This window comes from Streptomyces sp. NPDC046859 (assembly GCF_040645135.1).
GTDB lineage: Bacteria > Actinomycetota > Actinomycetes > Streptomycetales > Streptomycetaceae > Streptomyces.
In genome coordinates this window covers 1-13679 of sequence record NZ_JBEYXR010000010.1, presented here as the reverse complement: position 1 = coordinate 13679, position 13679 = coordinate 1, and the positions used below count along the sequence as shown (strand labels likewise).

Below are 13679 nucleotides of genomic sequence, written 5' to 3'. Positions count from 1 at the left end.
GGTAGGGCCCGACACGCCGATGGCGGCCAAGAGTTTGTCGTTTCGCTCAACTTGACGTACGTCGAAGGGAAACGGTTGCTCAATGATCCCCTACGGGTGAGTCACGATCAGGCATCGACTCATCGCCTACCCGGCCCGCTCGCCACCAAGGGTCCGTTTTTCCGCCGGGGGCACATTCAAGCCTCCCCGCGGATCACCGCGAGCACACCGTCCAGCTCCTCGGCCTTCACGAGGACGTCACGCGCCTTCGATCCCTCGCTCGGTCCCACGATGCCGCGCGACTCCATGAGGTCCATCAGGCGGCCCGCCTTGGCGAACCCGACCCGCAGCTTGCGCTGGAGCATGGACGTCGAGCCGAACTGCGTGGACACCACCAGTTCCGCCGCCTGGCACAGCAGGTCGAGGTCGTCGCCGATCTCCTCGTCGATCTCCTTCTTCTGCTTCGTCCCGACGACCACGTCGTCCCGGAAGACGGGTGCCATCTGGTCCTTGCAGTGCCGGACGACCGCCGCGACCTCCTCCTCGGTCACGAACGCGCCCTGCATCCGGGTCGGCTTGTTCGCGCCCATGGGCAGGAACAGGCCGTCGCCCTTGCCGATCAGCTTCTCGGCGCCCGGCTGGTCGAGGATGACCCGGGAGTCGGCGAGCGAGGAGGTGGCGAAGGCCAGCCGCGAGGGCACGTTCGCCTTGATCAGACCGGTGACGACGTCGACCGACGGCCGCTGGGTGGCGAGCACCAGATGGATGCCGGCCGCGCGCGCGAGCTGCGTGATGCGGACGATGGCGTCCTCCACGTCCCGCGGCGCGACCATCATCAGGTCGGCGAGCTCGTCCACGATGACCAGCAGGTACGGGTAGGGCTGGAGCTCTCGCTCGCTGCCCTCCGGGGCCTTCGCCTTGCCGCTGCGGACGGCCTCGTTGAAGTCGTCGATGTGCCGGTAGCCGTAGGCCGCCAGGTCGTCGTACCGCAGGTCCATCTCGCGGACGACCCACTGGAGCGCCTCGGCGGCCCGCTTCGGGTTGGTGATGATCGGCGTGATCAGGTGCGGAATGCCCTCGTACGCGGTCAGCTCGACGCGCTTGGGGTCGACCAGGACCATGCGGACGTCCTCCGGGGTCGCCCGCATCATGATCGAGGTGATCAGGCAGTTGATGCAGGACGACTTGCCGGAGCCGGTCGCACCGGCGACCAGCACGTGCGGCATCTTGGCGATGTTCGCCATGACGTAGCCGCCCTCGACGTCCTTGCCGAGCGCGACCAGCATCGGGTGGTCGTCCTCGGCGGCGGCAGCGAGCCGCAGCACGTCACCGAGGTTCACCATCTCGCGGTCCGTGTTGGGGATCTCGATGCCGACCGCGGACTTGCCCGGGATCGGGCTGATGATCCGTACGTCGGGGCTGGCGACGGCGTAGGCGATGTTCTTCGTGAGCGCGGTGATGCGCTCGACCTTGACGGCCGGCCCCAGCTCGACCTCGTAGCGCGTGACCGTCGGCCCGCGCGTGAAGCCGGTGACCCGGGCGTCGACCTTGAACTCGGTGAAGACGGTGGTGAGCGACGCGACGACGGCGTCGTTGGCGGCACTGCGCGACTTGCCGGGACCGCCGCGTTCGAGCAGGTCCAGCGACGGCAGCGCGTAGGTGATGTCACCGGAGAGCTGCAGTTGCTCCGCGCGCGGGGGCAGATCGCGGATCTCGTCGGGTACGGGCGCGGCCTTGGTGAGATCGGGGACCTCGGTCTTGGTGGGATCGGCGGCCTTGGGCCTGGCCAGCCGGTCCTGCTGGGGCCGAGCCGCCGGGACCGGCGTCGGCACGGGTGTGGTGTCCTCGCGGTCGCCCACGCTGACGCCCTGGGTGAGGTCGGCGACGATCGGCGAGGGCGGCATGCCGTGCATCACGGCGCCGTCGAGCGCGGCCGCGGCGGCCGCGGCGACGTCCACAGCGTCCATGGGACGGTCCATCTCGGGCTGGGGCACCGCGGAGCGCCTGGGACGCCCGCGACGCCGCGAGAAGGCCTCCTGCTCGGCTCCTTCGGGGTCGTACGCCTCGGGGGCCCGGGTCCGCTTGCGCCCGCGCGCGGCGGGCAGCGCCTCGCGCCACTGCTCGTCGTAGCGCTCGTCGTCCTCGGGGTAGACCTCGTCGTCCTCCGGATCGGGCAGCAGGCCCAGCTTCACGCCGAGCAGCCGCAGCCGCTGCGGGATGGCGTTGACCGGGGTGGCCGTGACCACCAGCAGACCGAAGACCGTCAGCAGCACGAGCATCGGTACGGCCAGGACCTCGCCCATGGTGTACGTCAGCGGGGTCGCCGCGCCCCAGCCGATGAGCCCGCCGGCGTCCCTTATGGCCTGCATGCCGGCGCTGCGGGCCGGCGACCCGACCGCGATGTGGACCTGGCCGAGCACGCCGATGACGAGCGCGGACAGGCCGATGACGATACGGCCGTTGGCCTCGGGCTTCTCGGGGTGCCGGATGAACCGCACGGCGACGACCGCGAGCAGGATCGGCGCCAGCAGGTCGAGCCGGCCGAAGGCGCCGGTCACGATGATCTCGACGAGGTCCCCGACGGGGCCGCGCAGGTTGGACCACGTCCCGGCGGCGACGATCAGGGAGAGGCCGAGCAGCAGCAGGGCGACGCCGTCCTTGCGGTGGGCGGGGTCGAGGTTCTTCGCGCCCTGCCCTATCCCGCGGAACACCGCGCCGACGGCGTGCGCGAGCCCGAGCCAGATCGCGCGCACGAACCGGTACACACCCCCGGTGGGGCTGGGCGCCGGCCTGGGCGGGGGCGCGACTTTGCGGGCCGCGGCCTTCTTCGCCGGCGCCTTCTTCGCGGGGGCTTTCCTGGCGGCGGCCTTCTTCGCCGGAGCCTTCGCCGAAGCGGCCGCCTTGTTCGCGGGCGGCTTCCTGGCTGCGGGGGAACGTGAGGCCATGGAGGTGAGGTTACCGGTGGAGGAGACAGTGGACACGTGTGCCCACCGCTTCACCCGTTCGTGTCGTCCGTGCGGAGGCAGTGAACTGACGCCGACTCACACATCGGGACATAGCGCCGCCCGGTCACCAACCGGGGCCGCCCCGCGCTCAGTTCTGCGAGGACACCGACGACGCGTTGCCGGCGCCCGGCTCCAGCGCGTCCAGCGCCCGCCGCAGACCCGTGAGTTTGCGTTCGAGATGGGCCGCCGTGGCCACCGCGGCCGCGTCGGCCGAGTCGTCGTCGAGCTGCTTCGAGAGCGCCTCGGCCTGCTCCTCGACGGCGGCCAGGCGCGCCGACAGCTCGGCGAGCAGCCCGGCGGGCTCCTTGGACTCGGCACCGGCGGCCTTCCCGCCGCCGCCCTCCAACTGGAGCCGCAGCAGCGCCGCCTGCTCGCGCAGCTGGCAGTTCTTCATGTACAGCTCGACGAACACCGAGACCTTCGCCCGCAGCACCCACGGGTCGAACGGCTTCGAGATGTAGTCCACCGCACCCGCCGCGTATCCGCGGAAGGTGTGGTGCGGACCGTGGTTGATCGCGGTGAGGAAGATGATCGGGATGTCCCGCGTCCGTTCCCGTCGCTTGATGTGCGCCGCGGTTTCGAAACCGTCCATTCCCGGCATCTGAACGTCCAGGAGAATGACCGCGAAGTCGTCCGTCAGCAGTGCTTTGAGCGCTTCCTCCCCGGACGATGCCCGCACCAGGGTCTGATCGAGCGCAGAGAGGATCGCCTCCAGCGCCAGCAGATTCTCCGGCCGGTCATCGACCAGGAGGATCTTGGCCTTCTGCACCATGGCCCGCCCTCCTCGCCCCGGCAGTGCACCGGGCTCCGCCCCAGGGGACGGCTCCCTTACGCCGCCCGCCCTCGTGCCGGTCATGGTAGCCGCACCCCGCCTGTCGCCACACCCTGTCACCGCGATGTCACTGTGCACGTAGCAGAAACGTGGCGGGAGACCAGAGGGTTCCCCGAATCCCGCACTTCTACACAGCTTCGAGCACCCTGAGTCAACAAAACCACGGCACACCCGTCCGTCCCTGTCACTGCTCCCTCATCCACTGGTTCATCACGGTGAGCAGATGATCGGGGTCCACCGGCTTGGTCACGTAGTCGGAGGCGCCCGACTCGATCGCCTTCTCCCGGTCGCCCTTCATCGCCTTCGCGGTGAGCGCGATGATCGGCAGCCCGGCGAACTGCGGCATCCGGCGGATCGCCGTGGTCGTCGCGTACCCGTCCATCTCGGGCATCATGATGTCCATCAGGACGACGGCCACGTCGTCGTGCTGCTCCAGGACCTCGATGCCCTCCCGGCCGTTCTCCGCGTACAGCACGGACAGGCCGTGCTGCTCCAGCACGCTGGTCAGCGCGAAGACGTTGCGGATGTCGTCGTCGACGATCAGCACCTTCTCGCCCCCGAAGCGGATGCCCCGCCGGGCCCGGGCCGCCGCGGCGTCCTCGGTGCCCGCCGACCGCAGCTCCGGCTGGGCGGGCCGCTGCTCCAGCTCCGCGGCCCGGCGCCGGCGCCGGAAGAGCGCGGCGGCTCCGTTCTGCGTCTCCCGGTACGACCGCACCTCGGCCGGCGTCTCGATCTCGGCGTCGGACAGCTCCGCCAGATCGGCCGCCGACGCCACCAGGTCACCCGGGTCCAGCGGCGGCAACTGCTGCTGATACCCCTGCGGAGGCAGTTCGCTGGGGTGCAGAGGCAAATACAGCGTGAACGTCGAACCCCGCCCCGGTTCGCTCTGCGCGTGGATCTCACCGCCGAGCAGCTGGGCGATCTCCCGCGAGATCGACAGCCCCAGACCCGTACCGCCGTACTTGCGGCTCGTGGTGCCGTCCGCCTGCTTGAACGCCTCGAAGATCACGCGCATCTTGCTCGCGGCGATCCCGATGCCGGTGTCGGTCACCGAGAACGCGATCAGCGGGGCGTCGGCCTCGCTCAGCGACCCGGCCTCCAGCAGCTGCTCCCGGATCGACTGCGGCACGTCCGAGCCCGCGGGCCGGATGACCAGCTCGACCGATCCGGAGTCGGTGAACTTCACCGCGTTGGACAACAGGTTCCGCAGCACCTGGAGCAGCCGCTGCTCGTCGGTGTGCAGCGTGGCCGGCAGCTCGGGAGAGACCCGCACGGACAGGTCCAGGCCCTTCTCCGCGGTCAGCGGCCGGAACGTGGCCTCGACGTAGTCCACCAGCTGCACCAGCGCGATCCGCGTCGGCGAGACGTCCATCTTGCCCGCCTCGACCTTCGACAGGTCCAGGATGTCGTTGATCAGCTGCAGCAGGTCGGAACCGGCCCCGTGGATGGTCTCGGCGAACTCGACCTGCTTCGGGGAGAGGTTCCCCTCGGCGTTGTCGGCGAGCAGCTTCGCCAGGATCAGCAGCGAGTTGAGCGGGGTGCGCAGCTCGTGCGACATGTTGGCGAGGAACTCGCTCTTGTAGCGCATCGACACCGCGAGCTGCTCGGCGCGCTCCTCCAGGACCTGCCGCGCCTCCTCGATCTCGGTGTTCTTCACCTCGATGTCGCGGTTCTGCTGGGCCAGCAGCTCGGCCTTCTCCTCCAGTTCGGCGTTGGACGCCTGGAGGGCCTTCTGCCGGTTCTCCAACTCGGCCGACCGCTCGCGCAGTTGCTCGGTCAGCTCCTGCGACTGGCGCAGCAGCACCTCGGTCTTGGTGTTGACCGAGATGGTGTTGACGCTGGTCGCGATCATCTCGGCGATCTGGTTGAGGAAGTCCTTCTGGATCTGCGTGAACGGCGTGAAGGAGGCCAGCTCGATGACTCCGAGCACCTTGCCCTCGAACAGCACCGGCAGCACGATCACCTGCGCGGGCGGCGCCTCACCGAGCCCGGAGGAGATCTTCAGATAGCCGCTGGGCGCGTTCTCCACCAGGATCGCGCGCTTCTCCAGGGCGGCCGTCCCGATCAGCCCCTCGCCCGGCCGGAACGACGTCGGCATCGACCCCATCGAGTAGGCGTACGACCCCAGCATCCGCAGTTCGTACTGGTCCTCGCCCTCGGCGCTGATGTCCTTGCCGTCCACCAGCGGCATCGCCAGGAAGAACGCACCGTGCTGGGCGGACACCACCGGCGTCAGCTCGCTCATGATCAGCGAGGCCACGTCCTCCAGGTCCCGGCGGCCCTGCATCAGCGCCGAGATCCGGGCCAGGTTGCCCTTGAGCCAGTCCTGCTCCTTGTTGGCGATCGTGGTGTCGCGCAGATTGGCGATCATCTTGTTGATGTAGTCCTGGAGCTCCTGGATCTCGCCGGACGCGTCGACGTCGATCTTCAGGTTCAGGTCGCCGCGGGTCACCGCGGTCGCCACGCGCGCGATGGCACGCACCTGCCGGGTGAGGTTCCCGGCCATCTCGTTCACGGACTCGGTGAGGTCCCGCCAGGTGCCGTCGACGTCACGCACGCGTGCCTGGCCGCCGAGCTGTCCCTCGGTGCCCACCTCGCGGGCGACGCGGGTGACCTCCTCCGCGAACGACGAGAGCTGGTCGACCATGGTGTTGATCGTGGTCTTGAGCTCCAGGATCTCGCCCCGGGCGTCGATGTCGATCTTCTTCGTCAGGTCACCCTTGGCGATGGCGGTCGTGACCATGGCGATGTTGCGGACCTGACCGGTCAGGTTCGACGCCATCTGGTTCACGGACTCGGTGAGGTCCTTCCAGGTGCCGGCCACTCCCGGCACATGCGCCTGACCGCCCAGGATGCCGTCCGTACCCACCTCACGGGCCACCTTGGTGACCTGATCGGCGAACGAACTCAGCGTCTTCACCATCGTGTTGAACGTGTCCGCGAGCTGCGCGACCTCGCCGCGCGCCTCGATCGTCACCGTGCGCGTCAGATCGCCGTTGGCGACGGCGGCGGCGACCTGCGAGATGTTGCGCACCTGCATGGTGAGGTTCTTCGCCATCAGGTTCACATTGCCGCTGAGGTCCTTCCAGATGCCCGTGACCCCCGGGACGTGCGCCTGGCCGCCCAGGATGCCCTCGGTGCCCACCTCACGGGCCACCCGGGTCACCTGCTCGGCGAACGACGACAGCTGGTCGACCATCGTGTTGACGGTCGTCACCAGTTCGAGGATCTCGCCCTTGGCGTCGACGGTGATCTTCTTGGACAGGTCGCCCTTGGCGACCGCCGTCGTGACCTCGGCGATCTGGCGCACCTGGATGGTCAGGTTGTTCGCCATGAAGTTCACGGACTGGGTGAGGTCCTTCCAGGTACCGGAGACCCCCTGCACCTCGGCCTGACCGCCCAGCTCGCCCTCGGTGCCCACCTCACGGGCGACCCTGGTGACCTCCTCCGCGAACGACGACAGCTGGTCCACCATCGTGTTCAGCGTGTTCTTCAGCTCCAGGATCTCCCCGCGCGCGTCCACGGTGATCTTCTGCGAGAGGTCACCGCGCGCCACCGCCGTCGCGACCTGCGCGATGTTGCGCACCTGGGCGGTGAGGTTGCCGGCCATGCCGTTCACGGAGTCCGTGAGGTCCCGCCACACACCGGCGACGCCGGGCACCTGCGCCTGGCCGCCGAGCCGGCCCTCGGTGCCCACCTCACGGGCCACCCGGGTCACCTGGTCGGCGAAGCCGGAGAGCTGGTCGACCATCGTGTTGATGGTGTTCTTCAGCTCGAGGATCTCCCCGCGCGCGTCGACGTCGATCTTCTGCGACAGGTCACCGCGCGCCACCGCCGTCGTCACCTGGGCGATCTGCCGCACCTGGGACGTCAGGTTGCCGGCCATGAAGTTGACGGAGTCGGTGAGCTCCTTCCAGGTGCCCGACACCCCCGGTACGACGGCCTGACCGCCGAGGCGGCCCTCCGTGCCCACGTCCCGGGCCATCCGCGTCACCTGGTCGGCGAACGACGACAGCTGGTCCACCATCGTGTTCACGGTGTTCTTCAGCTGGAGCATCTCGCCGGACACGTCCACGGTGACCTTCTGCGACAGGTCGCCGTTGGCCACCGCCGTCGTCACCTGCGCGATGTTCCTCACCTGTCCGGTGAGGTTCCTGAACGCCGTGTTGACGGAGTCCGTGAGGTCCTTCCAGGTGCCCGCGGCCCCCGGCACCTGCGCCTGGCCGCCGAGCTCACCCTCGACACCGACCTCCCGGGCGACCCGGGTCACCTCGCTGCCGAACGACGACAGCTGATCGACCATGCCGTTGACGGTGTTCTTCAGCTCCAGCATCTCGCCGGCCACGTCGACCGTGACCTTCTGCGAGAGGTCACCACTGGCCACCGCGGTCGTGACCGCCGCGATGTCCCTCACCTGAATGGTCAGATTCCGGAACACCGTGTTGACGGAGTCCGTCAGGTCCTTCCACGTGCCCGCGGCCCCCGGCACATTCGCCTGACCGCCCAGCTGGCCCTCCGCGCCGACCTCGTTGGCCACCCGCGTGACCTCGTCCGCGAAGATCCGCAGCGTCTCGGTCATCTGGTTGATGGTGTCCGCGAGCTGGGCCACCTCGCCCCGCGCCGACACCGTCACCTTCTGCGACAGGTCACCGTTGGCGACCGCCGTCGTCACCTGTGAGATACCGCGCACCTGGGCCGTCAAATTGCCGGCCATCAGGTTCACCGAATCGGTGAGGTCCTTCCACACACCGGCCACACCGGGCACCTGCGCCTGACCGCCCAGCTCACCCTCGGTGCCCACCTCGCGGGCGACGCGCGTCACCTCGGACGAGAACGACGACAGCTGGTCCACCATCGTGTTGACGGTGTTCTTCAGCTCCAGCATCTCGCCGGCCACGTGCACCGTGACCTTGCGCGACAGATCGCCCTTGGCGACCGCCGTCGTCACCAGCGCGATGTCCCGCACCTGAGCGGTCAGCCGGTACGCCATCGTGTTGACGGAGTCCGTCAGGTCCTTCCAGGAACCCGACATGCCCCGCACCCGGGCCTGCCCACCGAGCTTGCCCTCGGTGCCGACCTCGCTGGCCACCCGCGTGACCTCGTCGGTGAACGTCGACAACTGGTCGACGAGATTGTTGACGGTACGGCCGACCTTCAGGAACTCGCCCCGCAGCGGATGCCCGGTGCCGTCCGGGGCCTGCGTCCGCAGCTCCATCCGCGGCGACAGATCACCCTCGGCCACCGCCGACAGCACCCGCCCGACCTCGGACACCGGTCGCACCAGGTCGTCCACCAGGGCGTTCGAGTTGTCGATCGCGGCCGCCCAGGAGCCCTCACAGGCCCCGGTCTCCAGCCGCTCGGTCAGCTTGCCCTCCCGGCCGACCATCCGCCGCACCCGCGCCAGCTCACCCGTGAGGTGCAGATTCCGGTCGGCCACCTCGTTGAAGGCGGCCGCGATCTCCGACATCACGCCGTCCCCGGACACCGTGAGCCGCTTGCGGAAGTTCCCGTCGCGCATCGACACCAAGGCCGTCAGCAGCCGGTTCAGGGCCGCCGTGTCCACGGCGGTGGTACCGCCGCGGCTCTTGCGTTCGCTCTTCAGGGACTGTCCGCCTTTCGCGCGCGTCTGAGTGCCCCGCGTCGCTGCGCCAGACTCCACTGTGTCCCTCCCGCAGGGGTCGACCATCACTGTCGTGCTCGGTGCTGCTGCTTCCGCGTACCCGTTGTCCACCGGGTGGTCCGCCCGGACGAACGGGGCCGCACCACGGGCTGCTGCCCGCCGGACGCGCCCCCCACTCGGCCTGCCCGGACCTTCACCGGAAGCCTGCCCAGTGTTTCACCCCGGCTGAACCCGGCCATAACAGTTCGGCAGCTTCGCACATCGTCCGCACACCCTCGGGACGGAAACACTGCAGACCGGCATCCGCAGGGACCGCGAAGGTAAGTAACCTTGCATGCGGCTGTCCAGCCGCGCCGGTCCGTCCGGCCTGGGCGGTGGCAGGAGGAGCACGAGCGGGCAAACGGAGGGGCGGCCGGACATGACCACCGGACTGATTCCGGGGGCACCGACCCCGGAGGGGCCGACGGGCGGACAGATGCCGCACCAGCGGCACGACCCGGCCGGCCGCGAAGCCCTGCACGTCGACGACCGGACGAGGAGTTCAGTGATCACCGCGCGCGCGGCAGCCAGCTTCGAGCCTGTCGGGCGGTCCGTCGCGAGCGCCCGCTCCTTCGTCCGCGACACCCTGCAGGGCTGGGGCTTCGCCGACATCGTCGACGACGCCGTGGTCCTCACCAGCGAACTGGTGACGAACGCCGTCGTCCACGCGGGCACCTCCGCGGACGTCCTGTGCCTGCGCAGCGAGGACGGCGTACGGATCGAGGTGGCCGACCGCTACCCGGAACGGGAGATCCCGCTCCAGGGCTCGCCCGTCAACATGGGCAGCCCCGACCGCGAGGGAGGCCGTGGCCTCCAGCTCTGCGCGGCGCTCGCGGGCCGCTGGGGCGTCGACTACTCCCCCACCCAGAAGCAGGTCTGGTTCCAGCTCGACCTGCCCGAGCGCCCCGTCGGCACCCGCGCCGCCGGCCCGTCGCTCCCCCTCGACCTCCTCCCGCTCGCCGACGGCCGCGTCCGCGTCGCCGTGGTCCAGATCGACCGGGCCGGCGCCATCTCCTCGTGGAACGAGGACGCCGAGGACCTCTTCGGCTACGCGTCGGAGCAGGTCGTCGGCAAGCCCCTCACCGACTTCGCGGCCTGGCCGCACACCCCCGGCACCAGCACCGGCATCGCCGAGGCCCTCCAGCTCTCCCGCTGGGAGGGCAGCTACGGCATAAGGGGCGCCGACGGCCGCGTCATTCCGGTGTACGCCTCCCACCTGCGCGTCCGCGACACCGACGGCGAGCCCTCCACGGTCTGCCTCCTGGTCCGCAACCACGAGCGCGCCGTCCTCCAGACACCCGTGCGCGTGCCGGCCGGCGACTCCGCCTCCGAGTCGACGAGCAGCGACCCGTTCGAGGTGTTCATCGGCTCCCCCGCCCCGGACGACCTCGACGGCCTGCTCCAGCGCACCGTGGAACGCGCCCGCGACATGCTCGACGGCGACTCGGCCTTCCTGCTGCTCGCCACCGACGACGAGACCGAACTGGAGGTCCGCGCCTCCACCGGCCTGCCCTCCGCCCGCCAGCGCTTCGCCCGCGTCCCGGTCGAGGCCGGCCCCGGCCGCTACGGCTCCGCCCGGATGCCGGCGGTCCATGAGGACCTCACGATGGTGCCCGGCGCCGTCCCCCTGCTGCGCGGCACCGGCATGCGCTCGGTCGTCACCGTCCCCCTCAAGGTCGAGGGCCGCCTCACGGGCTCCCTCGGCGTCGCCGCGGAGGGACCCGGCCGGTACACCAACGAGGAGGCCCTGCGCCTCCAGTTCGCCGCCGACCGCATCGCGCTGGCCGTGGAGTCCGCCCGCCTCGGCGAACTCGAACGGCTGCGCCGGGGCTCCCTCAGCTTCCTCGTGGAGGCGTCCGACCTGCTGGCCGGCACCCTGGACCGCGACCAGACGCTGGCGCTCATGGCCCAGATGACGGTCCCCACCCTCGCCACCTGGTGCGCCGTCTACACGATCGCCGACCAGGCCTCGGAGCCGTACCTGTCGTACGTCCTGCACGAGGACGAGGAACTCATCGACGGCATCAAGTCGTTGCTGTCGAAGATCCCCCCGCCGGACCCGGTACCCACCCCTGGCGCCCGCATCTGGTCGGCTCCCGCCGAGTCGGCGCACCAGGCCGCTCTGCGCACCTCCATGCGCAGCCTCGGTCTCGGCGAGCCGGTCGGCCGCGTCAGCGCGGGCATCGGCCCCACGCTCGCCACGGCCTCCGCGGTGGGCGGCGAGACCGTCGTCCTTCCGCTCGTCGCCCGCAACCGCGTCATCGGCATGCTGACCCTCGGCAAGCCGACCGACGAGCACTTCCGCCAGGAGATCCTCGAACTCGCCGAGGACCTGAGCCGACGGGCTGCCCTCGCCCTGGACAACGCCCGCCTCTACTCCGAGCGCACGGCCATCAGCCAGTCCCTGCAGCGCAGTCTCCTGCCGCCGGAGCTGCCCGAGATCGACGGCGTGGAGGTCGAGGTCATCTACCGCGCCGCCGGCGAGGGCAACGAGGTCGGCGGCGACTTCTACGATCTCTTCCCCATCAGCGACGGCGCCTACGGCTTCGCCATCGGCGACGTCTGCGGCACGGGCCCCAACGCCGCCGCGGTCACCGGCCTCGCCCGGCACGCCCTGCGGCTCCTCGCCCGTGAGGGTCTCAGCGGCCCCGCCGTCCTGGAGCGCCTGAACTCCGCCATCCTCGACGAGGGAGCCCGCAGCCGCTTCCTGACCCTCCTCTACGGCGAGATGAGGCCGCAGGAGGACGGCAGCGCGGAGCTGAAGGTGGTCTGCGCCGGCCACCCGCTCCCCCTCCGCCTGCGCCAGGACGGCACCGTCGAACCGGCCGCCGAACCCCAGCCTCTCCTGGGAGTCATGGAGGACCTGGAGCTCTACGAGCAGACGGTCACCCTCGACCCGGGCGACGTCCTGCTGTGCGTGACCGACGGTGTGACCGAACGCCGCGAAGGCACCCGCATGCTGGGCGACGACGGTCTCGCCGACGTCCTGACCACCTGCACGGGCCTGACGGCCGGCGCGGTCGCGGCCCGCATCATGCGCGCGGTCGAACGCTTCGCCTCCGACGCCCCGTCCGACGACATGGCGATCCTGGCCATGCGGGTCCCGGAAGTCCACCAGGACTGAGAGAAGACGGAAGACGGGCATGAAAAAGGCCCCGCCCGAAGGGGCGGGGCCTTTTCTGTCGAGCCCCCAAACGGAATCGAACCGTTGACCTTCTCCTTACCATGGAGACGCTCTACCGACTGAGCTATAGGGGCCTGCTACCCTGCGGGGTTTCCCTCGCGGCAACGAAAGAGATCGTACCCTGAACGCGCCCGTGCTCCCAAATTCCGTCAGAAGGCGGGCTGGAGCAGTCCGCCGAGCGCATTGCAGGCCGACACCATGTGCTGCAACTCCCGCTTGGTGAGGGCGCCGTCGACGGGCAGCGCCAGTGCCTCGTCGGCGGCCCGCTCGGTCTCCGGCAGGGACACGCACCGCCGGTACTCGGGCAGCCGATGCACCGGCGTCTTCACCGGCACGCGGCACTCAACTCCCTTGAGGCGCAGAGCCCGTGCGAACGCGTCCCGGTCGGGCCGCCCATTCCCGGGCACCCGCACCACATACTGCTGGTAGGTGTGCCCGTCACCGCCGTCGGGCACCAGCACACCCTTCAACTTGGCCTCCAAGTACGCCGCCCGCTGCCGGCGCTGGGCGACCTCGTCGTACGGCCCCTCGGACTCGCTCTGCTCCAGCACCAGCAGCCCATGCCGTCGCCCGACGGCCCGCAGTCGCGGCACATCGGCCACCCGCCCGAAGCGGTGTACGGCGACGACAGCGGCCGTCCGCGGACCGAGGACCGCGTCCACGGCGGCGGCGTCCAGGCAGTACGTCACCGGGTCTATGTCGGCGAACACGGGCAGCGCACCCGCGAGGACCACGGCCTCGGCCACCTCGACGTTCCCGAAGGCCGGTACGACGACCTCGTCACCGACCCCTATGCCGGCGGCCTGGAGCATTGCAGCAGTACCCATGCCATGGATCGTCTGCGCGACACGTGAACGACAGATGACGCACAACAAAAAAGGGCTGGACCCGAAACCTAAGTTTCGGGTCCAGCCCTCTAAGTATTGTTCGGCGGCGTCCTACTCTCCCACAGGGTCCCCCCTGCAGTACCATCGGCGCTGTAAGGCTTAGCTTCCGGGTTCGGAATGTAACCGGGCGTTT

At 69.9% G+C, this 13679-nt stretch carries 5 protein-coding genes, 1 tRNA gene and 1 rRNA gene; 1 reads left to right on the top strand and 6 read right to left on the bottom strand.

Annotated features, from left to right (window positions below):
- Positions 1 to 176: 176 nt before the first annotated feature.
- From ABZ899_RS17035 to ABZ899_RS17025, 3 genes are all read right to left on the bottom strand, one after another.
- Entirely contained in the window at positions 177 to 2924 is a 2748-nt protein-coding gene (locus tag ABZ899_RS17035; protein WP_361346305.1) for a DNA translocase FtsK, read from the bottom strand.
- Positions 2925 to 3072: 148 nt separating this feature from the next.
- Positions 3073 to 3756 (bottom strand): response regulator, encoded by a 684-nt coding sequence (locus ABZ899_RS17030; protein WP_361346303.1) that lies wholly within the window; start codon positions 3754 to 3756, stop codon positions 3073 to 3075.
- Between the two features lie 244 nt (positions 3757 to 4000).
- Complete coding sequence (locus tag ABZ899_RS17025; RefSeq protein ID WP_361346301.1) at positions 4001 to 9475, bottom strand: HAMP domain-containing protein; 5475 nt, start codon at positions 9473 to 9475, stop codon at positions 4001 to 4003.
- 379 nt (positions 9476 to 9854) lie between these two features.
- On the opposite strand from ABZ899_RS17025, the gene ABZ899_RS17020 reads away from it, so the two are divergent.
- Positions 9855 to 12599 carry a SpoIIE family protein phosphatase gene (locus tag ABZ899_RS17020; protein ID WP_361346299.1) on the top strand — a complete coding sequence of 915 codons (2745 nt, stop codon included), beginning with the start codon at positions 9855 to 9857 and terminating at the stop codon, positions 12597 to 12599.
- A 61-nt stretch (positions 12600 to 12660) separates the two neighbouring features.
- Here the strand turns inward: ABZ899_RS17020 and ABZ899_RS17015 are convergent.
- The 3 genes from ABZ899_RS17015 to rrf form a co-directional block, all read right to left on the bottom strand.
- Positions 12661 to 12733 (bottom strand) — tRNA-Thr (locus tag ABZ899_RS17015).
- Positions 12734 to 12808: 75 nt separating this feature from the next.
- Positions 12809 to 13471, bottom strand: a complete 663-nt coding sequence (locus ABZ899_RS17010; RefSeq protein ID WP_361346696.1) for a DegT/DnrJ/EryC1/StrS family aminotransferase — start codon at positions 13469 to 13471, stop codon at positions 12809 to 12811.
- Between the two features lie 113 nt (positions 13472 to 13584).
- Positions 13585 to 13679, bottom strand: a 5S ribosomal RNA gene (gene rrf, locus ABZ899_RS17005); the annotation flags it as partial.